Origin of the sequence: Clostridioides sp. ES-S-0010-02, from assembly GCA_020641055.1 — a bacterium.
Lineage (GTDB): Bacteria > Bacillota > Clostridia > Peptostreptococcales > Peptostreptococcaceae > Clostridioides.
Genome location: CP067345.1, coordinates 1,208,576 through 1,233,780, shown reverse-complemented (window position 1 = coordinate 1,233,780; position 25,205 = coordinate 1,208,576). Strand labels below are relative to the sequence as shown.

The following is a 25,205-nucleotide window of genomic DNA, read 5'->3' as shown; positions in this document are numbered from 1 at the left end:
ATTTACAAATTTGTTACATTTACCCCTTTAATATACATTTTATGCTTCGTATCCATTTGGATTCATACTTTGCCATCTCCAAGAATCTTGGCACATTTCTTCAAGTTCATATTTAGCTTTCCATCCAAGTTCTTTCTCTGCTTTTGATGAATCTGCATAACACATTGCTACATCTCCAGCTCTTCTTCCAACAATTTTGTATGGTATCTCTTTTCCACTGGCTTTAGAAAATGCTTTAACTAAATCAAGAACACTATATCCTTTACCAGTTCCTAAATTGTAAACAACAAGTCCTGGATTTTCTTCTAATTTTTGTAATGCCTTTACATGACCAGCAGCTAAATCTAATACATGTATATAATCTCTAACTCCAGTCCCATCATGAGTTGGATAATCATTTCCATATACACTTAGTTCTTTTAATTTACCCACTGCTATTTTTGTTATATAAGGCATTAAGTTACTTGGAGTTCCATTTGGTTCTTCACCAATTCTTCCACTCTTATGAGCACCTACTGGATTAAAATATCTTAAAAGTGCTATATCTAATGACTCATCTGCTTTTGATATATCCACTAACATCTGCTCTATCATAAGCTTAGTTCTTCCATATGGATTAGTTACGGAAAGCGGGAAATCTTCTAATATTGGACAAGTATGTGGATCTCCATATACAGTAGCTGATGAACTAAATACAAATTTTTTAACACCATATTCTCTCATTAATTCAAATAAATTTAATGTACTTATTAGATTATTACTATAATATTCAATTGGCTTTTCCACTGATTCTCCAACTGCTTTTAAAGCTGCAAAATGTATAATAGATTCAATATTATTCTCTTTAAATACAGTGTGCATTTCATTTTTATTAGTTATATCAATATTATAAAATTTTACTTGTTTTCCAGATAATTCTCTAATTCTATCAACTACTATTGAGTTACTATTACTTAAATTGTCAACTATAACAACTTCATAACCTGATTCTAAAAGTTCTATTGCTGTATGGCTTCCTATATATCCTGCTCCTCCAGCTACTAAAACCGCCATAGTAATTACCTCTTTTCTAAATTTATTTTTCGCTTACTTTTTTTCTCATATAATCCATTAAATCATCTTTTAGATTTTCTCTTTGTAGAGCAAAATCTATTGTCGCCTCTAAAAAACCAATCTTATCTCCCACATCATATCTTCTTCCTTCAAAATTATACGCATAAATAGCTTCTTGTTTTCCAAGAGTTTGAAGTGCATCTGTTAACTGTATTTCTCCACCTTTTCCAGGTGTTTGTTTCTCTAATATATCAAATATTGCAGGAGTTATTATATATCTTCCAAGTATGGCTATATCTGATGGTGCTTCTTCAATTGCAGGCTTTTCAACCATATCTTTAACTTTATAAACTCTATCCTCTATATGTTTTATATCCAATATTCCATATTTGTTTGTATCTTCTTTAGCTATCTTTTGAACACCTAGTACAGTTGTTTTATATTCATTATAAGTATCTATTAATTGCTTTAGACAAGGCACATCTGAGTCTACTATATCATCACCTAATAGTACAGCAAAAGGTTCATCTCCTATAAAACTTTTTGCACAGTAAATTGCATGTCCAAGACCTTTTGGCTCCTTTTGTCTTATATAGTGAATATTTACCATATTTGATATATCTCTTACCATTTCTAGCATTTCTGTCTTACCTTTTTGTTCTAATTCTAACTCTAATTCAACTGATTTATCGAAATGGTCTTCTATAGATTTTTTATTTCTACCTGTTATTATAAGAATTTCTTCAATTCCTGAGTCTATAGCTTCTTCTATTATATACTGTAAAGTTGGCTTATCTACTATAGGAAGCATTTCTTTGGGCTGTGATTTTGTTGCTGGTAAAAATCTAGTTCCTAGCCCTGCTGCTGGTATTATCGCTTTTTTTACTGTCATCTGCATTTTTTCACCCTTCTTCGTAAATTTTCTCTTGTACCAAATTAATATACCATATTTATACTTTTTCTTCAAACTCTATATTATCCCAATTCTTAACATTACAAGAACATAAAGGTAGATGAAATTTCATCTACCTTTAGTTTTTATAAGTTAATATATTATATTTTATATATTCTACCTAAAACTCACATAGATACTAAATTTCATCTAAAATACCCTTTATATCACTATCTATATCATCATCCAAATATGAATCTAAATCTTCTAAATCCACGTCTAATTCTTGATATGTCATGTCAACACTTACATCTTCATCTATATCCATTTCTGATATTAATTCTCCTAAGATGCTATTTCCATCAGTATCTAAATCTCCATCTATATCTTCACTTATATAGTTTTCATTTAAGACTTCATCTAAATCAATCTCATAATAAACTTCATTATTTTTTTCATCACTTGAATTCAAACCTAAAAACTCATAATTAAAATTCCATACATTGTATTTACTTGACATACTTCATACCTCCTGTGAAAAACATATTTTCATCTATCTTATTGGCTCCATAATCAACAGAATTATATATTTTTTCAATTATGTCTTTTCTTCTTTCATTTGTATTATTATTTAATGTCAATTGTCTAAATACATATGTATTTGTTATTCTCTCGAATAATACTTCTTTTACACTATCATCATTAATATTTTTATAATTTTTCCATAAAACTTCAAATAACTTAAACATCTCTCTACTAGTTTCATCCACATAGTAAGGATACATATTTTCTACTAAATGATTTAATCTTGATATAGCTTGTTTTAAAAATACATCCAAGTTTGCACTTTCACTTTCCTTTAACATCCTATAATTGTATCGCTTCTTATCTTTACCTGATATTACAAATATAATATTATCTAAACTTTTTTCAACTCCATCTAAATAACTACTTATATTGTATGATAAATCAAAGAATAAATTTTTAATCTGTCTAAATACTTGTACATCAAGTTTTGCATTATACTTTTCAAATAACTCTATCTCTTGATTTTCTAATATTCTTGGAGTATAAGCTGATATCAAGTCTAAATTATTTCTCTGTTCTTGTATCTGATTATAAAGTGCATTTATGACTTCTATTCTTATTTCATCATTCAATTCTCTTTCTAATACTTTATCAAATTCAGATTTCATGTAATAAATATTTCCAAAGAAATTAAATATTATCATATCATTCATAGCTTTAGACCAATTTTTATATAAAATCTCAACAGAAACGTCTTTAAGTAGTGGTTTTTTTGCATATATAAAGACATCTTGCATAAGTTTTTGAACCATACTTCTACTTAAATTTAAAATTATTTTTTGATTATTAAATTTTATTTCTGTTTCTACAAAATCAGAATTTTTACTTTCAATATCTCTATTAATTACAATATCTTTAACATCACTATTTTTTATAGATATAATTTCTTTTTGGAAAGACTTCATTATTGTTAAACTATTAAAATCTTCTTGGATAAAAAATGGGGCATGTTTTAATGTATATCCTACTATTTCATTTTCTATATCTTTTAAATCCTCTATTTGCATAGCTTCTTTATTTTTATCATTTATGTGCAAGTTAAATACATTTTTATTATCATATAATATAATGTCTTCTCCTAAAATTAACTTTGAACAATTATCTTTTGTTGACTTAACAATAGTTTTTTTAGACTTCTTATTTATAAAAATAAGTTGATCCTGATATTTTACTAAAAGCATATTAGTATTTTTATAATCAAATCCATCTATATTTCCTGATATTTTACAGAATACTATCTCACAATCTTTAGGAAGATTTCCTATTTTCTTATTATCTTTAACTCTCTCACTTAAATCGGCTGGAACTATATTTTCTACATTATTATTAAATATAGAAATAGACCTTACTATAAGACCTTCTCTTTCCATATGAAAATAACCCTTTAGAGAAACTCTCTTATCTTCTAAAATATATCTTTCTATATCATCAAAGTTTATTTCAAATCTATTTTTTCCACTGATAAATATAAACTTTTCATTATCTTTATTAATTCCACCCATATAAAATTTATTATCATCTAAACTCAAGATAGTCATGTTGTCTTTTAAATAAAATATAAATTCTCTTTGGTTCTTACAGATTAAATCATATTCATCTAAAGTTATTTTCATAGTTAAACTTGCTGTAACATTCTTACTTGAATTCTCACTTTTTATATAAAAAGGCAAGTTATCTCCATAAATGATTATTTGAGAACCTTCTAAAACTGCTTCTAACTTTTTTTTATTATCTGAAAAACTATATATATATTTTACCCCTGATTCATCATTAACTTCATCTGCTTTGCTGATTATAATATTACCTAAATTTGTTATATGAAGTTTCTTAGATTCTTTTGAATATCTACTGATACCACTAAGCTCAAATCCATCTGAAAGCTCATATATAATTTTTTCTCCTAATTTCAACATACCTTCACCGCCTAAACAAAATTATAATTATTTTCTAAAGGTGAATAAAATGTCTCAAAATAAATAATATCTTTTAATACTTTTTATTTTGAGACATAATTCGTCCTTATTTAATAAATATCCTAAGCACCTTCAACTATTTCTTCATAAAGTTTATCTAAATGTTTAACATATTCACGATATCCAGATTTATTTTTTAACTCACTTCTTAAATCTTCATATTTTTGTCTAAGTTCTTCAGCACTTAATGAAGGAGCTGATTCTTTCAAATCTTCTAATTTGTAATCATAGTACTTATCATACATCGCTATATATGTATCAATAGATTTCTTAGCTAATTCATTACATTTTTCTTGTGCTTCTCCATACTCAGAATAATCACCTATCTTCACTTTATAATATCCATTCTCTTGAACTATTGTTGAAGAAATACCTTTAGCTTCATATTCTTTTGCTGTTTCTTTTGCTGTTGCTTCAACTTTAAGTGAACCTGCATAGACAGTATAATATACACCTTTACCGTCTTTATATGCTTCCATCTCTTTTGCTTTCTTTTCAGCTTTTTCTTTTTCCTCTGCTTTTGCCTTTTCTTCTGCTTCTTTCTTTTCTTTTTCAGCTTTTGCTTTCTTTTCTTCTTCTGTTTGTTTATTGTTGGCTTGTTGCTGAGTTGGTGCTTTTGGAGGTGTCGTGTCTTTATCATTTTTCTTGTTATTGCCTACTGTTATAAAGTATCCTACACCAACAATTGCCACTATAACTATAGCTATAATAGTCTCTTTTAATCTGCTTTTTTTAGAACCAACCTCTTCATCATCTATAGAATCTTCTTCATTTGATTCATAATTTTTTATTTCTGTTTTCTTTTCCTTAGAATTAAACTTAGAAGAATGTTTAGACTTTTTGCTATTTTTTTCTTTCTTGTTAATAGGTATTACTACTGATTTTTCACTTTCTACCTTTTTTTCTTCTGCTTCTTTTGGCATTTCATCACCTAATCCCTTACTTTCTTTTTCAGATTTAGGCTCATTACTTGCTGATAGTTTTTTATCTAACTCATCATTATTTATTGGTTTTTCTATTTTTATGTTGCGTTCTTCTTCTAAACTTTGGTTTATTTCTTCTAAGTTTTCTATATTTTCCTTAATAGATTCATCAGCTTCACCTGGAACTGTATCAGAAGTATTATCTAATCCAATCTCTTCCTTTTCAGTTTCTTCTAGCACATCCTCTTTTTTGCTTTCCTTTTTCATAAATCCAAATAATTTATCTTTTTTTCTACTCTTCTTATTTTCTGGTTCAATTATTTCTTCTTTATTTATATCATGATCTTTTTCAATATCTTCTTTATTTTCTATAGCATTCTCTACATTTTCATTCTTATTAATTACTTCTTCTTTAGTATCTTCCTCTATAGAAATGCTACTTCTAAAACAAACATCTTTATCTGCATTTTTTATCATATAAATATATTCTTCAATATCAATGTCTTTATTTTTTCTAGTTCTCTTTGATACAATATCGTGATTTTCTAATTCAGAAGATTTATCTTTTAGAACAATGTGTGCTTCTTCCCAAACATTTTCACTAATTTCTGTTTTATTTTTAATTACATAATCTATGAATTCCTTAAAATTTTCAGCACCAAATTCTCCAATTATAGTTAATCTCATCGCACCTTCTATAAGGTCTCTATTTCTTCTCTTCAAAAATTCTAATGCAACTGTTGCACAAACAAAGTCTTTAATAACTTCTCCACCAAAGCCATAGCCTTCAACATAAGGAAGTTCTTCTAACCCACATAATTTTTTATATTCATTATATACAGTTTGAGATATACTTTCATCATTTAAACTATTTAGTTTATCCATAAACTTTGCTTCTACATCATTTATCTGCGGTTCTTTTCCTAATTCTGACTTTTTAACTGAATTTAATAAAACATCATTTTCTGAATTATCTTTACCTAATTGTAAATCTTCAATTTCTGTTGCTTTTATATCTTCACTGCTTTGTTCAGAATTCTCTTCTATATTTTTAGGTACTACCTCTTTGCTACTAGCTAATATCTTATTTACACAGAATATTATTTCTCTTTTTAGTTCTCTTTTAGCATCAGCTTGATTCTTAAGAAATAAACTTGCACAATCTTTCTTTTCTAAACTTATCTTTCTAAGTGTTATATTAAGAAGGTCTTTATATAGATTTAGAACCTTATAATCCTTTTCTAAACGTCTTCGTCTCTCTAATAGGTCCATTTTATCATAAGCTAAAAAACTACTTAAATCGTTGGCTTTTAGACAGTCTAAACCATCCTTCATTGCCTTATTTACATACTTTCTACATTTAGCTGTAGTTAATTCTAATTCTTTCTCTAATTCATCTATTTCAGGTATGTATTTATCTACTATCCATTTCCCGATAAGCGGTTCTGTATTTCTTGCTAATGTTTTATAAAACAATATATTAAATTTTAAAAGCTCAGCATATTTTGCTTCATTGAATTCTACTTTTTCAAATTTCTTTTCTAAAACACCTTCTAATTTTTCATTTATCTTAGACTCTTGTTTTAAAAAACTTGCTGTGACATTTAAAACAGTATTTCTTATTATATTATTTTCACTCAAAACCTTCACTCCTTAAATCAATTATTTTATTGTGATATTTACATTATGTAAAATTACTAATTTGATTATGATATTTTAATAATTAGTTACTAAATTTACTACATCTTATATCATATCATATTATTTACATCATTTTACTTTTTCTTTTTATATCCATCTTATATTATACCATTTTTAATATCTGTACTAACTTATATTACAATATTCCACAAAATTTTGAAAGTAAATTAGACAAATTTGCAAATAAAAAAACATCAGTTTAAACTGATGTTTCACCTATCGAAAAAATTAAGCAAGTCTATAAGCGGAGTTCTGTATTAGATAATCATCTTTCTAGGCTTATTGTCACCAATAAGCTCAAGCGACCTACCTACCGGAGAGTACGAGCAGCACTCTTTATTCCTATCTTGGTCTTGCTCCAGGTGGGGTTTACATAGCCAACTAGTCGCCTAGCTGCTGGTGAGCTCTTACCTCGCCTTTCCATCCTTACCACTTAAGTGGCGGTTTATTTCTGTTGCACTATCCTTAGGATTGCTCCCACTAGGTGTTACCTAGCACCCTGCTCTATGGAGCTCCGACTTTCCTCATGTAAAATTACATGCGATTATCTGGCTTACTTAATATTCATTTTACTTAGCTATATTATCATAAATACTTAAGTATGTCAAAGTAATATTATACTAAAAATTTAAATTTCTTCAAAAATAGTGTAATATAGGTATATAAACTATTATTTATGATTTGAGGTGGAATGTTGAAAAAATTATATAGAGTAATAATTAATATTATATTAATATTAGTAATAATCTATAGTGGATTTAATATATGCTTAAAGCTTAGCAAGTACAGCCATGATACTAAAGTATCTGCTCAACTTCAGAAAAAAGAAAATAAAAAAGAAGACTTATTAAAAATAAACAAAGATTTTAAGTTTTGGCTTTCTGTTGATAATACAAATATAAATTATCCAGTTGTACAATCTAAAGATAATTCTTATTATCTTGACAAAGACTTTTATGGTAAAAAATCTATCTCAGGTACATTATTCATGGATTATAGAAATAAATCTCTGGATGACCAAAATGTTATAGTATATGGACATAATATGAAAAACAAAACAATGTTTAATAATCTAAATAAGTTTAAAGATGATGATTTCTTTAAAGAAAACAATCAAATAAAAATCACTATGGATGGAAAAGAATTATTATATGAAGTATTTTCTGCCTATATTGTAGAATCTGATTATGATTATCTAAAAACAAGCTTTAATAGCGAATCAGACTATCAAAAATACATAGATGCTATTACTTCCAAATCATTACATAAATCAAATATGAAAGTAAGTAGTAAAGATAAGATAGTTACACTTTCTACATGCACTTATGAATTTGATGATGCTAGAATGGTAATCCATGGCAAGTTAGTTTCAAATTAAATATACATGTCTTTTTAACAATTCTTACACAAATAATCAAATTTTTGCGTTAAGGTATTCACATACAGATTAAAATAATTATTTTAATCTGTATAGCTATTTCTTACTTAATAGCTATTTCTTACTTAATAGCTATTTTTTACTTAAATTTATCAATTTCCTGTCTATTTCTATAAACTATATAAAATAATAAATATATTATATAATAAAAAAGACTATGTTAAAAACATAGTCTTTACTGGAGCTGGTGATAGGAATCGAACCTACAACCTGCTGATTACAAGTCAGCTGCTCTACCGTTGAGCCACACCAGCACACTTATTCTATTGTGAGTTAAATTAACACTCTAAAAACTGCATATATATTTTAATTAATGAACATCAAATAAATATTGGTCAAGTCCTCGACCTATTAGTATCGATAAGCTAAATACATTGCTGCACTTACACCTTCGACCTATCAACCAGATAGTCTTTCTGGGGTCTTACCCTTGCGGTGGGAAATCTTATCTTGAAGTTGGCTTCGCGCTTAGATGCTTTCAGCGCTTATCCATTCCGTACATAGCTACCCAGCCATGCCCTTGGCAGAACAACTGGTACACCAGAGGTACGTCCATCCCGGTCCTCTCGTACTAAGGACAGGTCTCCTCAAATTTCCTACGCCTGCGACGGATAGGGACCGAACTGTCTCACGACGTTCTGAACCCAGCTCGCGTACCACTTTAATGGGCGAACAGCCCAACCCTTGGGACCTACTACAGCCCCAGGATGTGATGAGCCGACATCGAGGTGCCAAACCTCCCCGTCGATGTGGACTCTTGGGGAGATAAGCCTGTTATCCCCAGGGTAGCTTTTATCCGTTGAGCGATGGCCCTTCCACGCAGAACCACCGGATCACTAAGTCCGATTTTCATCCTTGCTCGACCTGTATGTCTTGCAATCAAGCTCTCTTTTGCCTTTACACTCTACGTACGATTTCCGACCGTACTGAGAGAACCTTTGAGCGCCTCCGTTACCTTTTGGGAGGCGACCGCCCCAGTCAAACTGCCCACCTGACAGTGTCCCAAGACCAGATTCATGGCCTATGGTTAGAGTCCCAGTACTACAAGGGTGGTATCCCAAGGATGGCTCCGCCAAAACTGGCGTCCTGGTTTCAAAGCCTCCCACCTATCCTGTACATGTAGTACCAAGACCCAATGTCAAGCTACAGTAAAGCTCCATGGGGTCTTTCCGTCCTGTCGCAGGTATCCGGCATCTTCACCGGAATTACAATTTCACCGAGTCTGTTGTTGAGACAGTGCCCAAATCGTTACGCCTTTCGTGCGGGTCGGAACTTACCCGACAAGGAATTTCGCTACCTTAGGACCGTTATAGTTACGGCCGCCGTTTACTGGGGCTTAAGTTCACTGCTTCGATTACTCTAACAGATCCCCTTAACCTTCCAGCACCGGGCAGGCGTCAGCTCCTATACATCGTCTTGCGACTTAGCAGAAACCTATGTTTTTGGTAAACAGTCGCTTGGGCCTATTCTCTGCGGCCACCGTATGGTGGCACCCCTTATCCCTAAGTTACGGGGTCATTTTGCCGAGTTCCTTAACAACAGTTCTCTCGCGGGCCTTAGGATACTCTCCTCACCCACCTGTGTCGGTTTGCGGTACGGGTACCTTTAACCTCGATAGAGACTTTTCTTGACAGTGTGAAATCAGCTACTTCGCTACTAAATTTCGCTCCCCATCACATCCCAGCATTATCAAAGCGGATTTACCTACTCTGACTGCCTCAATGCTTGGGCACACATAACCAACAGTGTGCTTAGCTTATCCTACTGTGTCATCCCATCTCTCAAACGGTTATCGGTAGTACAGGAATATCAACCTGTTGTCCATCACCTACGCCTTTCGGCCTCAGCTTAGGTCCCGACTAACCCAGGGCGGACGAACCTTCCCCTGGAAACCTTGGGTTTACGGCCTGTGGGATTCTCACCCACATCTCGCTACTCATGCCAACATTCTCACTCCCATACTGTCCACATGTCCTTACGGTCATGCTTCAACCCGTATGGGAAGCTCCCTACCCATCATTACTGATGCCGTAGCTTCGGTAGTAAGTTTTAGCCCCGGAAATCTTCGGCGCAGGATCACTCGACCAGTGAGCTATTACGCACTCTTTGAATGAGTGGCTGCTTCTAAGCCAACATCCTGGTTGTCTGTGCAATCCCACATCCTTTACCACTTAACTTACATTTAGGGACCTTAGCTGACGATCTGGGCTGTTGCCCTTTCGACTATGAATCTTATCACCCACAGTCTGACTCCCAAGTATAAGATGACGGCATTCGGAGTTTGATAGTCTTCGGTAGGTGCAATACCCCCTAGGACATTCAGTGCTCTACCTCCGTATCTCTCACCTTGAGGCTAGCCCTAAAGCTATTTCGGGGAGAACCAGCTATCTCCGGGCTCGATTGGAATTTCACCGCTACCCACAAGTCATCCCCGAGCTTTTCAACGCTCGTGGGTTCGGACCTCCACGAAATTTTACTTTCGCTTCATCCTGCTCATGGGTAGGTCGCCCGGTTTCGGGTCTACGTCAAGTAACTGAACGCTCAGTTAAAACTCGCTTTCGCTACGGCTCCACACCTTAAGTGCTTAACCTTGCTACTTAACGTAACTCGTTGGCCCGTTCTACAAAAAGTACGCGGTCACACAAGAAATGTGCTTCCACAGCTTGTAAGTGCAGGGTTTCAGGTTCTATTTCACTCCCCTCCCGGGGTTCTTTTCACCTTTCCCTCACGGTACTATACGCTATCGGTCACTAGGTAGTATTTAGCCTTGGAGGGTGGTCCCTCCTGCTTCCCACAGGGTTTCACGTGTCCCGTGGTACTCTGGATCATATCTGAAGTTTTCTCGTTTGACATACAGGACTATTACCTTCTGTGGTGGGTCTTTCCAAACCTCTTCAATTACGATACCTCTTCGTTTAAGATACGTCCGCAACCCCAATAAAGAAAACTTTATTGGTTTGGGCTATTCCGCGTTCGCTCGCCGCTACTTACGGAATCGAATTTCTTTCTCTTCCTTCAGGTACTTAGATGTTTCAGTTCCCTGAGTCCCCCTCATTAAGCTATGTATTCACTTAATGATACTTAGACATTACTCTAAGTGAGTTTCCTCATTCGGAAATCTTCGGATCAAAGTTTACGTGCAACTCCCCGAAGCTTATCGCAGCTTATCACGTCCTTCATCGGCTCCTAGTGCCAAGGCATCCGCCCTGCACCCTTAATAACTTGACCAGTTAAAAAGGTTTGATAGATTAGAAGCTATCAACTTCGATAATTTTTAAAAGTTATCAGCTTTATATATTACAAATTAGATGTCATATCACTAAATATATATATGCAGTTTTCAAAGTGCTAACGCACAGCGCCAACAGATAAATCCTGTTGCTCAAAGTGCTAATTGAGTATTCGTAAAAACGAACCCTCAAAATTAAACAGTAGGCAATTCTCCTTAGAAAGGAGGTGATCCAGCCGCACCTTCCGATACGGCTACCTTGTTACGACTTCACCCCAGTTATTGATTCCACCTTCGACGACTTCTTCCAAAAGGTTAGATAATCGGCTTCGGGCGTCTCCAACTCCCGTGGTGTGACGGGCGGTGTGTACAAGACCCGGGAACGCATTCACCGCAGCATTCTGATCTGCGATTACTAGTAACTCCAGCTTCATGTAGGCGAGTTTCAGCCTACAATCCGAACTGAGAGTAGCTTTAAGGGATTAGCTCCACCTTACGGCTTGGCAACCCTCTGTACTACCCATTGTAGCACGTGTGTAGCCCTAAGCATAAGGGGCATGATGATTTGACGTCATCCCCACCTTCCTCCAGGTTATCCCTGGCAGTCTCTCTAGAGTGCCCAACTTAATGATGGCAACTAAAGACAAGGGTTGCGCTCGTTGCGGGACTTAACCCAACATCTCACGACACGAGCTGACGACAACCATGCACCACCTGTCACCAATGTCCCCGAAGGGAACTCTCCGATTAAGGAGATGTCATTAGGATGTCAAGCTTAGGTAAGGTTCTTCGCGTTGCTTCGAATTAAACCACATGCTCCGCTACTTGTGCGGGTCCCCGTCAATTCCTTTGAGTTTCACTCTTGCGAGCGTACTTCCCAGGCGGAGTACTTAATGCGTTAGCTGCGGCACCGAGGGGGTAACCCCGACACCTAGTACTCATCGTTTACAGCGTGGACTACCAGGGTATCTAATCCTGTTTGCTCCCCACGCTTTCGTGCCTCAGCGTCAGTTACAGTCCAGAGAGCCGCCTTCGCAACTGGTGTTCCTCCTAATATCTACGCATTTCACCGCTACACTAGGAATTCCACTCTCCTCTCCTGCACTCAAGTCTCCCAGTTTCAAGAGCTTACTACGGTTGAGCCGTAGCCTTTCACTCCTGACTTGAAAGACCGCCTACGCACCCTTTACGCCCAGTAAATCCGGATAACGCTAGCCCCCTACGTATTACCGCGGCTGCTGGCACGTAGTTAGCCGGGGCTTCCTCCTCAAGTACCGTCATTATCTTCCTTGAGGACAGAGTTTTACGACCCGAAGGCCTTCATCACTCACGCGGCGTTGCTGCATCAGGCTTTCGCCCATTGTGCAATATTCCCCACTGCTGCCTCCCGTAGGAGTTTGGACCGTGTCTCAGTTCCAATGTGGCCGATCACCCTCTCAGGTCGGCTACTGATCGTCGCCTTGGTAAGCCGTTACCTTACCAACTAGCTAATCAGACGCGGGTCCATCCTGTACTGGCTCACCTTTGATATTCAAGAGATGCCTCTCAAATATGTTATCCCGTATTAGCATACCTTTCGGTATGTTATCCGTGTGTACAGGGTAGGTTACCCACGCGTTACTCACCCGTCCGCCGCTCTTTACCGAAGTAAATCGCTCAACTTGCATGTGTTAGGCACGCCGCCAGCGTTCATCCTGAGCCAGGATCAAACTCTCAAATAAAAGTTTATCAGGCTCAGATACTATTGTTATCTAAATATCTGGCTTTATGGTTTGTTTCTTGTTTTATAAATTAACCTACTGTTTAATTTTCAAAGTTCATTTTATTAAATAAATCATTTTGTACTCATTATTTTTTGGTTCCTTTTGGTTCCTTGTTGAGCACATTTATTATCATAACATCTTATTATAATATGGTCAACTACTTTTTTACATTTTTTCTTAAATTTATTAATTATTCATATTTTATAATACTATTGCGACTTTATTTTCAAATATGTAACTATTAATAATAACACTTTCAAACTATAATAATACTATATATAATTACAATTAATTTAGAAGGGAGCTAAAAAATGCTTAGAAAGATACTATACGTTTTGACAATACTTTCTATATCTATTTTTTTCGTTGTGGGATGTTCAAACTCACAAAAAAAACAAAACACAGAACAGAATAAAGAAATATCAACACAAGGAGATTCTCAAAATGCTGATGATAGTAAAAATACTTCCAATGTAACTGTTTCAGATGGAACAGACAGTCCATCAAATAAAAATACTGTGAACAATGATAATGAAAAGTTAGATGTGTCATCTTTGGATAATACTGCTCTTGATTGGTTTTATATACCAAATACTAAACATCAAACTCCAGAAGTAAATACTGACATCAAATTTAATTTTTCTGACTATAATGCTATATATAATGGACCCATCAAAGATGGTCAAAAAACATTATATCTTACATTTGATGAAGGTTATGAAAATGGATATACATCAAAGATACTAGATGTTTTAAAAAAAAATAAAGTAAAGGCCATTTTTTTCGTTACCTCTCCATATATAAAGGAAAATGAAGATTTGATAAGAAGAATGGTTGCAGAAGGTCACATAGTTGGAAGTCATAGTAAAACTCATCCTTCTATGCCAACAAAAACAAGCAATCTAGAAAGCTTTAATGATGAATTTGAAGATGTTGAAAAACTTTATAAAGAATTAACTGGAAAAAACATAGTTAAGTTTTTCAGACCTCCTATGGGTAAATATTCAGAAAAAAGCTTAGCAATGACTAAAAACCTAGGTTATAAAACTATATTTTGGAGTTTCGCATATAGAGATTGGGATACTGAAAAACAACCATCACATGAGGAAGCTAAGAAGAAAATAATGGATAATTTACATGATGGTTCTATCTTATTACTACATGCTGTTTCTAAAACTAGTACAGAAATTCTAAGTGATTTTATATCAGATGCTAGAAAACTAGGATACAATTTTGAGCTTCTAAATTATTAACATTTAGAAATATATTTAAAAGCTATATTTTAAATCTAATATTCAGATATTAATTTACATAAACTACTTCAAATTAAATACTTCCAAAAAAAATAGATGTATAGTTTTTACATGATACAAAAGTCTTTTAGTAGATAATAACTGTACATCTATTTTTAATTTATATGATTTTTTATTTTTAATTTATATAAGTTTTAATTTACATAAGCTTTGTTAATCTACAAGTAAAATAATATTAGCTTTTATTTTCTAAATAATGAATACTGCTACTATTGTTGTTACAATGAGACCTGTTATCACAGGAATAAAGTTCCTTTTTGCCAATTCAATAGGGCTAACTCCACAAATTGCTGCTGCTGAAATAAGCCCCCAAGGAACTAGACATCCTCCACCAACCCAAATACCACTAATTTGACCTAATGCAGCTAATGCACCAACACTTGCATTAATAGCAGTTCCAAATACAGATGCAAGTGAACCAACTAATGAGATTCCAGAGAACCCAGAACCATCAAGCCCAGTTATTGCTCCTACTACAGTTTCTATACCTGATACTGCAAATTTATTAAGTGGTATAGTTTGAGAAAGAGCTATCCCTATATCTGATAATAATCCTTGAGAACCAGGGGCTAATACCTTTCCAAATACACCAGTTAAAGGTGCAACTTCTCCCATGTAGAAAAACGCTGCTATTGGTATAATAGCTCCAAATATCTTTATACCAAACACAAAACCATCTATTATATTTTCACACACATTTTCAAGACTATTTTTACCAAAATTTATAGTGTTTATAATAATTATTAGAAACACTGCTGTTCCTCCTAAAAGAGCTGATGCATCTCCTCCTTTTAGGTCAAACATATACATAGCAATTATATCAGCAAGAAATCCTAAAGCTACTAAAATAGTTGCTATCTTAGATTTTCCATTAAATTCTTTTACTTCTTCACTTTCAAAATCTTTAAGCTCTTCTCTAAACATTCCTTTATTGATATCTCTTTTTAATGTATAAAACGCCATCGATATCGTTACAATTCCCATTACCCAAAATAAAATCATACCATCATTTATGACATATGATACTGCTACTCCTGCGGCACCAGCTGTTATACTTGGGGCTCCCTGAATAACAAAGTCTGTAGATAAGGCAAGACCATGACCAAATAAGTTTAATGCTACTGCAACACCAATCGCTGGTAATCCAGCTCTAATAGCAACAGGTAAAAATACAGCTCCGACTAAGGCAACAGCTGGAGTTGGCCAAAAAAACCAAGAAAGAATCAACATTACAAATCCAGTTACAAAAAATGCTGTGTTAGAATTTTTTATAACTTTGGAAAATGGTCTTACCATATACTGTATGGCATTATTTGCTTCTAGAGCTTTAGATAAAGCTACCATAATAGCTATGATTAAAATAATAGGTCCCAACTCATTTAAAGATATAATAAACGAGTTAAACACTGCTGTTATAGCTCCAAAGATATTTTTTTCAAAGAATAGCCCCATGAAAAAAACACCTAATATACATGGTACTATAGTATCTTTTTTCATAAGCATAGTAATTAAGATAATTACCATAAATACAATGTAAATATAATGCGCTCCTGTTAAAACCATATTATTATGTCCCCTTTTTTTAAGATAATAATATTATATGGTCTTACAAGTAAACTTGTTACTTGGTCATAGGCACATAACAATTGGCATGTGCAGTACTTAATTTAGACATTTATGATTCATTTACTGGAATAGATATTTCAATAGAAAACTCTTTGTCACCTGATTTTACATTTATACTTCCATTGTGATATGCAATTATCTTTTCACAGTTTTTTATGCCAATTCCAAAACTTTCTACATTTTTATGAATGTTACTAACTTTGTTTTTTTGTATAATTAACAGCTTACCATCTTCAACTTTAATTAAAAATACTATTGGTCTATCCCTTCTTGCATACTTTATTATGTTGGAACATAGATTATCAAATATTCTTCTAAATTGTGTTACATCTACATAAATATGATATTGATTATAAAGTTCATTTTCTATTTTTATATGAAATCCCTTTTCTTCCAATGTATATGAACTATCTAAAAGCAGTTGAAATATAAATTCATTTGCATTAATCTTTTCATATTTTTTAGAAACTTCTTCTTCCGAATTAACAAAATGTGTAAAAAGGTCATCTGTCAAATCTTTTATCTGATATGCTTTTAATCTCACATTTTTTATATATTGCTCCAATTGCTCAGGGCTATTATACTTATGATCTTTAATTAAATCCAAATAACAAATTACTGATGTCAATGGAGTTCTGACATCATGTGATATTGAAGTTACTATATCCTTATTTTTATTCTTCATTTCTCTTTCTTTTATAATCTGATTATCAAGTGCCTGACTCATCTCATTAATACTAGATGCAAGTGATGATAATTCATCGTTACCCTTAACAGGAATTCTATACTTTAAACTACCACTTTCTACTATCTTTATGCCCATCTCTATTTTTCTTAGATATTTAATCTTTCTACTCAACAGCAATAAAAATGTTACAATAAATGTAATTGCCATAAATGTGATAGAAACAGCTTCTATAAAATTTTGAAATCGAAATCTAAATAGTGCTACTATAACTACACTAGCTTTAATATCAGAAAATTGTATCTCATAATGTCTAGCCATAGAGCTACTATAAAATTCATTTTCTTCACTCTTATCAGGTACTTCATCTGGATAGTACAGTGTATCATAAAAAAGCTCATTTCCTTTATATACTTTCATAGATACAAACCAATTGTCATTATTCCAATTTGATATATCTTCTCCATCATTTGAACTTAAATTTTTATCATTCACATAGATTTGAAAATCAGCCATTAACTGGTCTGCTTCTCTTTTAAAATAGGTTCTACCTTCTGATACATCCTTTACTATTGACTCAACGGCAGAATAAAATGGTATATTTAAAATAAAAGCCACCCCAGCTGAGATTACTACATATATCAATAGTATGACACCCAACTTTGATGGCTTAATTTTGCTAATCAATATAGTACCCCTTTCCCCATGCAGTTTTTACATATTGTGGATTTTTCTGATCTTTCTCTAATTTTTTTCTTAAATTTCTAATATGTACCATTATAGTATTATTTGCTGTATAAAAATATTGCTCATCCCAAATACTTTCATATATATTTTCAGACGAGAAAACTTTTTTTCTATTTTTTAGCATAAGAACTAGTATGCTATATTCTATAGTTGTCAAAAATATAGTTTCTCCATCCAATATGACATCTTGGGTATCCAAATTTACACTTAAACCTCTTGTTTTCAATATATTTTGCTCCTTATTCTTTTCCTTTCCCTGATATATATAATAACGTCTAAGTAATGACTTAACTCTTGAAATTAACTCAGAATATGAAAAAGGCTTTGATAAATAGTCATCTCCTCCTGCTGAAAACCCAATAACCTTGTCGGAATCTTGAGTTTTCGCAGTTAAAAATAATATTGGAGCTGTTGTTTTTTCTCTAATCTCATTACATGCAACAAACCCTGTCTTTACTGGCATAACAACATCCAAAATAATCAAATCAATTGTACTGTCTACTAAGTTTACAGCCTCTTCTCCGTTCGTCGCCATAACAACTTCATAACCTTCACCAGTTAAAAGTATTTCTACAATTTCCCTAATTTCTGGATTATCATCAGCTACTAAAATTTTTTTTTGAATCTCTTTATTCATCGCTAAGCTCCTTTTTTACTATATTTCTTAAATATTTCAAACTATATAAAATATTATACTTTATTAGTAAAAGCTTAGCAATGTCATACGTTTTAATACTTTCTACTATTGTAAGTATGCTCAAAGTTTAATCAAAACGTACACACATATCCTTGATGTAAAAAATAAACTATACAATACTATCTTACATAAACAACTTCTTTTACTGACTTAACTTTTTCAGAAGATTTAACATGTGCTACAATACATACTAAACCACTTATAGCAACGAATGCATAAAAACTTATTCCTCTGCTAAGTAACATCGCTGGCACTAATAAATGCCCTGGGAAAAATATCTTAAATAATGTCATAAAACTATTTTCAGATGCCCCAACAGCTCCTGGTAATGGTAAAGATGAAACAGCAATATTGAGTAATGATTGTATTGCTAATATTTCAAACACAGTATATGTTGATAGATGGAAAGCTTTATATACAAAGAATGGTACTAAAAACATAGCTGTTATTTGCACAATAGTTATAAGTAAAATCTTAATTACTAACTTTGGATTTTGTTTTATATATTGAGCACCTTTAACATATTCTTCAATTTGAGAAGTTATCACTTTTCGTGAACCTTCAACATCTTTTATTATTCTTAATTTTCCTAATAAATTCGTTATGAATATTATGAAGTTATTTACTAATTTTTTTGAAAATATAACTGCAATTACTCCAACAACAAGAGCAACATTCGTTATTACACCATATATCAATAAAATACTCATTCCTCTTACATTGTTTAGTATAAATTCACGTTCCATAATGAACATTATTCCGCTATATGCCAATACAACAACTTGGTGAATGACAACAATAACTAATAGTATAAGTGAAGAATAAGATATGTTTATATCATCTTTCTTCATGTAATAAACTTGCGCTGGTTGACCTCCAGACGCTGAAGGTGTAATTGAACTAAAATAAAATCCAACAAACGCATATCCCATACATTTTAAAAATGTAGTTTTTTGATTTAAAGCCTTTATACCTAAATATATATTTATACCTTCACAAGCAACATATATAAACATCATTGCAAATCCAATTAATATAAACACAGGACTTGCACCTTTTAATGATTTTATTAACGATTCAATTGATTGACCTCTAAAAACAAAGTATCCAGTTATACCCATTAGTAAAACTAAGAAGGTTACACTACCTAGACACTTATTTTTCTTTTCAGTTTTACTTATCATAACTACATCCTTTCTGGTGTTACAAATTTAAAACCACTAGCTTTGAGTTTTGGAATAGCTATCTTTAATGCTTCGATAGTACGTTCAGGTGCGCCAACTGCTCCTCCTGAGTTTTCTCCTGCATCATGCAAACAAATTATAGAATTTTCTTTTGTTCTATCTATTAACTTATTTACTATAATCTCTACTGTACTATCTTTACTCCAATCTTCTGCCATTACATCCCATAAGGTCATCTTTAAGTTATATTTTTTAACAAATTGATATGAAAATATATTAGTATGACCCCATGGTGGACGATAGTAGTTTACATCTACACCTAAATTTTTCATTGTATTTGTACTTTCAATAAAATCTTTTTTAACATAATTATAACTATAAAGCCATGCATTCTTATGTTCTAGTGAATGTAAACCAACTATGTGATTTTCTCTTAACATTCTTTTTATAATTTCAGGCTCTTTTTCAGCATTCTTTGCCACTACGAAAAACATGGCCTTTATATTATTTTCTTTTAGTACATCCAACAATTTTTCTGTATATCTTTTGTCTGGTCCATCATCAAATGTAAGAGCAATTTCATTCTTCTCAGTCATATTTTTCAATACATCTTTATTTAATAATTTATTATAATATGTAGGTATAATTGAATGGATTAAAAAAATCAAAGCAACAACTATAATTAAACCTACTACATACATTCTCTACACACTCCTTGTCCATCAAATGAAAATAAAATATTTTCTAATGAATTATTATCAAATTGTTTTTTAAGTTTTTTCATATTCAAACTCATTTCTTTAAGTGTAACATCATCATAGATTAAGTCTTTTATCTCATCTACATAGTATTTTTTATTTTTATCAAGTATTCTTCCAATTCCATTATTTAGTATAAAATCAGCATTATTTATCTCTTGTTGCAAAAATGGATTGAATGCTAATATTGGAAGCTCTGAGTAAATTGTTTCAAATAATGTTATTCCACCTGGTTTAGAAATAATAAGGTCAGCACTCTCCATATAGTTGTATACTTCATTAGTATAGCCTACAACCTCAATATTTTCATATCTATTGCACAATTTATAGTACATTTTTTTATTATTACCAGTTATTACAGTAGTTTTTACTCCTTCTAAACTATTTAGTTCTCTATAAAATTGTTCTGACTTAGGCAATAAACCTAAGCCCCCACCCATTATGAGGATGTTTTTTTTATCTAAATGATTTATATGTTCTATTTTTTTAAATTCTTTTTTTACAGGTATACCATTAACTTTTACTTTATCTTCATCTATTCCTTTTAAAATAAGTTCTTCTTTAGTAGATTCACTAGCCACTAAGTAACAATCTGTATTTTTACTAATCCATTCTGAATGACTACTTATATCTGTTATACATGTTATCAAAGGAAGATTTGAATTATACTTTTCTTTATATCTTGATACTACTTGAGAACAAAATGGAAAAGTTGAAATAACTACTGTTGGTTGTATTTCATTAAGTAACTTGTCTAATTTAATTAAGAAATAATCTGAAAATGTAAATTTTATATCTTTTTTACCATTTTCAGTGCATTTGTAAAATAAATTATAAAGACTACTTCCCCGATTTACAAGAATAGAAAAAGTTTTATACATTTTATCTGAGTAGTTAGGCATAATATATTCAAATATATCCTTAATTATTATTTCAGAATTATTAAATTTTGTTTTTATATCTTCACTTAAAGAGTTTGATGCTGAGTAATGACCCATACCAAATTTTCCTGTAAGAATTAATACTTTCATAAGATTCCCTCCTCATTAAAGCCTTTAAATACCTTTAATTACTATATTTATAAGTATAAACTTTAAATCTTTAGAAAAACCTAGTATAATTCTTAAGAAATCTTAAAGTTTTAATTAAAAAAGACAAAACCCAATTAATATTGGAAGCTATCTCCTAATTAATTGGGTTTTGTCTTTATAAACATACTTAAACATAAATACTATCATTTTAATTCTTTAGATATGTCTTATTTAATTATACTTTTAATTAATCCATAATATTATATTCTTCATATAGAGGATATTTTTCAGTTAAACCAACAACCAATGTTCTTGCCTTAGATTCTTCATCATAAGTTAAACATAGGTCTATAGCCTCAGCAATTACTGCCATATCTTCCTCTTTCATGCCTCTAGTAGTTACAGCTGGAGTACCAAGTCTTACTCCACTTGTAACAAGTGCGCCATTTGGATCAAATGGTATTGTATTTTTATTAGCAGTTATGTAAGCATCATCTAATCTTTTTTCTGCTGCTTTACCAGTTATATTTTTATTAGTTAAATCTAATAATATTAAGTGATTATCTGTTCCTCCAGAAATCAATTTAAAATCTCTCTTAATAAGTTCTTCAGCTAAAGCTTTTGCATTTTTAGCAACCTGTTGTTGGTATGTTTTAAATTCATCACTTAAAGCTTCTTTAAAACATACTGCTTTAGATGCAATTATATGCTCAAGAGGTCCGCCTTGAATTCCAGGGAATATTGCTTTGTCTATAGCTTTAGCATATTTTTCTTTACAAAGGATAACTCCTCCACGAGGTCCTCTTAAAGTTTTATGAGTTGTTGTTGTAACAAAATCAGCTACCTCACATGGATTTTGATGAAGACCAGCAGCTACAAGACCTGCTATATGAGCCATATCTACCATAAGTAATGCTCCAACCTCATCAGCTATTTCTCTAAATTTTTTAAAATCTATCTCTCTAGGATATGCACTTGCTCCTGCAACTATCATTTTAGGTTTTACTTCATGTGCTATTTTTCTAACATCATCAAAATCTATAAGTCCACTATCTCTATCTATTCCATATTCATAAAATTTATAATATTGACCAGAAATATTAACTGGAGCACCATGAGTTAAATGCCCACCTTGAGATAAATTCATTCCCATAACAACATCACCTGGTTTTAGCATAGCAAAATATACACCGATATTTGCATTTGCTCCAGAATGAGGTTGAACATTAGCATGTTCTGCCCCAAATATCTTTTTAATTCTATCTATTGCAAGAGTTTCAACTTCATCTATGTACTCACATCCACCATAATATCTTTTGCCTGAGTAACCTTCTGCATATTTATTAGTAAGATGACTTCCCATAGTTTCCATTACTGGAACTGATACTATATTTTCAGATGCTATCAACTCAATATTCCTTTGTTGTCTTTTTAACTCTCTTTTCATACTTTCATAAATCTCAGGGTCCGCTTTTTTCAAGTTCTCAAACATATTACTCCTCCTAGTTATTATTTAAATTTTACTTTTACAGACATTTCATAATTTTCGTTTTTATCAATATGATAATTTATTATTATAGTCTTTTATAAATTAATAGTCAAGTGTTTTACTACTTTTACATGTTTTCTTTCTGTATTTTAAGTTAAAATATAATAAATAATATTGTCTAATTCTTTTAATTGGATATAATTTAGATGTGACTATTTTTAAATAAAAAAAGATAATATAATTTATATATATATAAGGAATATTACTTAAAAATTTGATATAATTTCAATATTATGTTTTTTAATTTGGAGGTGTATTTATGAATCAAAATGAGGAACTTGAATATAAAAAAAATATTCTAAAATTAGCTCTATTTGTAGGGGAACTTATGATAAAAAATGGAGCTGAAACATCTAGGGTTGAAGACAGTGTCCTTAGAATATGCAGGTCAAGAGGATTTTATCATGTAAATATTTTTACAACTCCTACAGTAATAATTATTTCAGATGAAAAATTTGACGGTTTTTCGTTTATGAAAACGATTCAATCAAGAGGTATAAACTTAAATAAGATTTCCTTATTAAACAGTTTTTCTCGAGAATTTGTAAATGATAAAGAATATGATATTGATACTGCTATTGCACGTCTTTATGAAATTCAAGAGGTAAAACCTTATCCTTTATGGTTGTTTTACTCTTGTACAGGAATTGCATCTGCTTGCTTTGCTTGCTTGCTTGGAGGGAATTATATATTAAATTTTATTCTTACATTTATAATAGCAATATTTGCTGCAATTACTTATGATAAAACCATGAAGATAAGTGCAATATCTGCATTTTCATGTTTAGTATCTTCTTTTTTAATAGCACTTTCAGGAGTTTTACTAGTTGAAATAGGTATTTTGAATGACCCTAAAATGCTTATAGTTGGAGCAATAATGCCACTACTCCCAGGAGTTGCTTTTATAAAAGCCATCAGAGATTTAATATCAGGTAATTTAATATCAGGAATTTCTCGTGCTTTCGATGCTGCTATGATTATTATTGCAATTGCTTCTGGAGTCGGTTTTGTCCTTGATACATGGTATAGAATTGGAGGTCCTTTCTAATGACTGATATGTCAATGATTTTACATTTTTTATTTTCAGGCATTGCAACTGCTGGATTTGCTGTTTTTTTTAATGCACCACTTTATCTACTTCTTCCAGCTGGAATAACTGGTGGAGTTGGTTGGATTGTGTATGTATATTTATTTAATTTCACTACAAACTCAATTTTTGCGGGCTTTATAGCTGCCGCTTTGGTTTCAGCATGTAGTGAGATATTGGCTAGAAAACTAAAGCAACCAGCTATTGTATTTGTAATTCCAGGTATTCTTCCTCTGATACCAGGAATTGGATTATACAATACAATGTTATCTTTAATTCAAAAAAATTATGATTTAGCTATGTCAAAAGGTACTGATGCACTATTTTTAAGTGCTGCAATATCGCTTGGTGTATTGGTTGTAACTTCTTTTGTAAGAACATTAAACCTTTTAAAAATACGAAAGAACTTTATTCCTCAAAGAAAATCAAAATAAAAATATAAAAATAGCAATGTACCCAAATCCTATAAATATACATTAAGTGTTTATAAGAGTACATTGCTATTTTTAAATTATAATCATTTTAAAGGTCAATTAAGATTCTTGTGATTACTGGTATAAATTCTCTACTATCTCTAAATTTTTTATCATTCTTCTTTAAATACAAATAACAAATTATTGTAAGACAAATCCCAACTAATCCACTTATCGCTTCAACGCCAGATGTCATGCCAATTGCTCCCAATATATAGTATGTTCCTATTGTTCCAACAAGAAGTGCTACAAGAGGTATTATATAAGCCATCACAGCTGCTTTTAATACATTCATGTTATCCATACTTACTTCTACATGGTCACCAACCTTCGCACCAATTGTATTGTCTACCTCTACTAATATCTCTTTTGACTCTGATGAGTCAGCAGTAGCACATTTTCCACAAGCAGCACAAGCTGAGTGTCTTTGCATTTTTAATTTTGCAGTTCTATCATCAACAATCTCCATAATAAATCCTTGTTGATTCATACCTA

At 31.8% G+C, this 25,205-nt stretch carries 17 protein-coding genes, 1 tRNA gene, 2 rRNA genes and 1 other RNA gene; 4 read left to right on the top strand and 17 right to left on the bottom strand.

What is annotated here, in order from left to right:
• Positions 1–39 precede the first annotated feature (39 nt).
• From galE to rnpB, 6 genes are all read right to left on the bottom strand, one after another.
• Positions 40–1,053, bottom strand: coding sequence for a UDP-glucose 4-epimerase GalE (gene galE / locus JJC01_05855; protein UDN59379.1), 1,014 nt, complete (start codon positions 1,051–1,053; stop codon positions 40–42).
• Between the two features lie 22 nt (positions 1,054–1,075).
• Positions 1,076–1,945, bottom strand: coding sequence for a UTP--glucose-1-phosphate uridylyltransferase GalU (galU, locus tag JJC01_05850; protein ID UDN60131.1), 870 nt, complete (start codon positions 1,943–1,945; stop codon positions 1,076–1,078).
• Between the two features lie 199 nt (positions 1,946–2,144).
• Entirely contained in the window at positions 2,145–2,465 is a 321-nt protein-coding gene (locus JJC01_05845) for a hypothetical protein (protein UDN59378.1), read from the bottom strand.
• Positions 2,455–4,446 (bottom strand): hypothetical protein, encoded by a 1,992-nt coding sequence (locus tag JJC01_05840; protein ID UDN59377.1) that lies wholly within the window; start codon positions 4,444–4,446, stop codon positions 2,455–2,457. The genes JJC01_05845 and JJC01_05840 overlap by 11 nt, the downstream gene beginning before the upstream one ends.
• Positions 4,447–4,568: 122 nt before the next feature.
• Positions 4,569–7,079 carry an SPOR domain-containing protein gene (locus JJC01_05835; protein ID UDN59376.1) on the bottom strand — a complete coding sequence of 837 codons (2,511 nt, stop codon included), beginning with the start codon at positions 7,077–7,079 and terminating at the stop codon, positions 4,569–4,571.
• 276 nt (positions 7,080–7,355) lie between these two features.
• Positions 7,356–7,690, bottom strand: an RNA gene (rnpB, locus tag JJC01_05830) — RNase P RNA component class A.
• Positions 7,691–7,824: 134 nt separating this feature from the next.
• Between rnpB and srtB the strand changes: the two genes are divergently transcribed.
• Complete coding sequence (gene srtB / locus JJC01_05825; GenBank protein ID UDN60130.1) at positions 7,825–8,508, top strand: class B sortase; 684 nt, start codon at positions 7,825–7,827, stop codon at positions 8,506–8,508.
• 239 nt (positions 8,509–8,747) lie between these two features.
• On the opposite strand, the gene JJC01_05820 is transcribed toward srtB, so the two are convergent.
• The 3 genes from JJC01_05820 to JJC01_05810 all read right to left on the bottom strand — a co-directional run bounded on the left by JJC01_05820 (position 8,748) and on the right by JJC01_05810 (position 13,518).
• Positions 8,748–8,822 (bottom strand) — tRNA-Thr (locus JJC01_05820).
• A 77-nt stretch (positions 8,823–8,899) separates the two neighbouring features.
• Positions 8,900–11,796, bottom strand: a 23S ribosomal RNA gene (locus JJC01_05815).
• Between the two features lie 221 nt (positions 11,797–12,017).
• Positions 12,018–13,518: ribosomal RNA gene (locus JJC01_05810) — 16S ribosomal RNA — on the bottom strand.
• Together the 16S and 23S rRNA genes with 1 tRNA gene alongside form the textbook arrangement of a ribosomal RNA operon.
• Positions 13,519–13,871: 353 nt before the next feature.
• Between JJC01_05810 and pdaA the strand changes: the two genes are divergently transcribed.
• Positions 13,872–14,813 (top strand): delta-lactam-biosynthetic de-N-acetylase, encoded by a 942-nt coding sequence (gene pdaA, locus JJC01_05805; GenBank protein UDN59375.1) that lies wholly within the window; start codon positions 13,872–13,874, stop codon positions 14,811–14,813.
• A 249-nt stretch (positions 14,814–15,062) separates the two neighbouring features.
• Here pdaA and JJC01_05800 read toward each other — a convergent pair whose 3' ends face one another.
• From JJC01_05800 to JJC01_05770, 7 genes are all read right to left on the bottom strand, one after another.
• Entirely contained in the window at positions 15,063–16,436 is a 1,374-nt protein-coding gene (locus tag JJC01_05800; protein ID UDN59374.1) for a hypothetical protein, read from the bottom strand.
• Positions 16,437–16,548: 112 nt separating this feature from the next.
• Entirely contained in the window at positions 16,549–17,871 is a 1,323-nt protein-coding gene (locus tag JJC01_05795) for a HAMP domain-containing histidine kinase (GenBank protein ID UDN59373.1), read from the bottom strand.
• On the bottom strand, positions 17,864–18,568 hold the full coding sequence (locus JJC01_05790) for a response regulator transcription factor (protein UDN59372.1): 705 nt from the start codon (positions 18,566–18,568) through the stop codon (positions 17,864–17,866). Before JJC01_05790 ends, JJC01_05795 begins: the two co-directional genes overlap by 8 nt.
• A gap of 179 nt (positions 18,569–18,747) precedes the next feature.
• Positions 18,748–19,812, bottom strand: a complete 1,065-nt coding sequence (locus JJC01_05785; GenBank protein UDN59371.1) for a flippase-like domain-containing protein — start codon at positions 19,810–19,812, stop codon at positions 18,748–18,750.
• Between the two features lie 2 nt (positions 19,813–19,814).
• Positions 19,815–20,513, bottom strand: coding sequence for a polysaccharide deacetylase family protein (locus tag JJC01_05780; GenBank protein UDN59370.1), 699 nt, complete (start codon positions 20,511–20,513; stop codon positions 19,815–19,817).
• On the bottom strand, positions 20,504–21,601 hold the full coding sequence (locus JJC01_05775; GenBank protein UDN59369.1) for a UDP-diphospho-muramoylpentapeptide beta-N-acetylglucosaminyltransferase: 1,098 nt from the start codon (positions 21,599–21,601) through the stop codon (positions 20,504–20,506). The genes JJC01_05780 and JJC01_05775 overlap by 10 nt, the downstream gene beginning before the upstream one ends.
• 247 nt (positions 21,602–21,848) lie before the next feature.
• A complete protein-coding gene (locus JJC01_05770; GenBank protein UDN59368.1) occupies positions 21,849–23,093 on the bottom strand; it encodes a serine hydroxymethyltransferase in 1,245 nt (414 codons plus the stop codon).
• A 316-nt stretch (positions 23,094–23,409) separates the two neighbouring features.
• Here JJC01_05770 and JJC01_05765 point away from each other — a divergent pair, with 316 nt between their 5' ends.
• Both JJC01_05765 and JJC01_05760 read left to right on the top strand, forming a co-directional pair.
• Positions 23,410–24,198: a threonine/serine exporter family protein gene (locus JJC01_05765; protein UDN59367.1), complete on the top strand. Its 789-nt coding sequence runs from the start codon at positions 23,410–23,412 to the stop codon at positions 24,196–24,198.
• On the top strand, positions 24,198–24,671 hold the full coding sequence (locus JJC01_05760) for a threonine/serine exporter family protein (GenBank protein UDN59366.1): 474 nt from the start codon (positions 24,198–24,200) through the stop codon (positions 24,669–24,671). The genes JJC01_05765 and JJC01_05760 overlap by 1 nt, the downstream gene beginning before the upstream one ends.
• 88 nt (positions 24,672–24,759) lie before the next feature.
• Here JJC01_05760 and JJC01_05755 read toward each other — a convergent pair whose 3' ends face one another.
• A complete protein-coding gene (locus tag JJC01_05755) occupies positions 24,760–25,200 on the bottom strand; it encodes a SoxR reducing system RseC family protein (protein UDN59365.1) in 441 nt (146 codons plus the stop codon).
• Between the last annotated feature and the right edge of the window lie 5 nt (positions 25,201–25,205).

Excerpts from the sequence above, each read along its gene's own strand:
- galE (UDN59379.1), bottom strand. The coding sequence starts at position 1,053 with ATGGCGGTTTTAGTAGCTGGAGGAGCAGGATATATAGGAAGCCATACA.
- galU (UDN60131.1), bottom strand. The coding sequence starts at position 1,945 with ATGACAGTAAAAAAAGCGATAATACCAGCAGCAGGGCTAGGAACTAGA.
- JJC01_05845 (UDN59378.1), bottom strand. The coding sequence starts at position 2,465 with ATGTCAAGTAAATACAATGTATGGAATTTTAATTATGAGTTTTTAGGT.
- JJC01_05840 (UDN59377.1), bottom strand. The coding sequence starts at position 4,446 with ATGTTGAAATTAGGAGAAAAAATTATATATGAGCTTTCAGATGGATTT.
- pdaA (UDN59375.1), top strand. The coding sequence starts at position 13,872 with ATGCTTAGAAAGATACTATACGTTTTGACAATACTTTCTATATCTATT.
- JJC01_05800 (UDN59374.1), bottom strand. The coding sequence starts at position 16,436 with ATGGTTTTAACAGGAGCGCATTATATTTACATTGTATTTATGGTAATT.
- JJC01_05790 (UDN59372.1), bottom strand. The coding sequence starts at position 18,568 with ATGAATAAAGAGATTCAAAAAAAAATTTTAGTAGCTGATGATAATCCA.
- JJC01_05785 (UDN59371.1), bottom strand. The coding sequence starts at position 19,812 with ATGATAAGTAAAACTGAAAAGAAAAATAAGTGTCTAGGTAGTGTAACC.
- JJC01_05780 (UDN59370.1), bottom strand. The coding sequence starts at position 20,513 with ATGTATGTAGTAGGTTTAATTATAGTTGTTGCTTTGATTTTTTTAATC.
- JJC01_05775 (UDN59369.1), bottom strand. The coding sequence starts at position 21,601 with ATGAAAGTATTAATTCTTACAGGAAAATTTGGTATGGGTCATTACTCA.
- JJC01_05770 (UDN59368.1), bottom strand. The coding sequence starts at position 23,093 with ATGTTTGAGAACTTGAAAAAAGCGGACCCTGAGATTTATGAAAGTATG.
- JJC01_05765 (UDN59367.1), top strand. The coding sequence starts at position 23,410 with ATGAATCAAAATGAGGAACTTGAATATAAAAAAAATATTCTAAAATTA.
- JJC01_05760 (UDN59366.1), top strand. The coding sequence starts at position 24,198 with ATGACTGATATGTCAATGATTTTACATTTTTTATTTTCAGGCATTGCA.
- JJC01_05755 (UDN59365.1), bottom strand. The coding sequence starts at position 25,200 with ATGAATCAACAAGGATTTATTATGGAGATTGTTGATGATAGAACTGCA.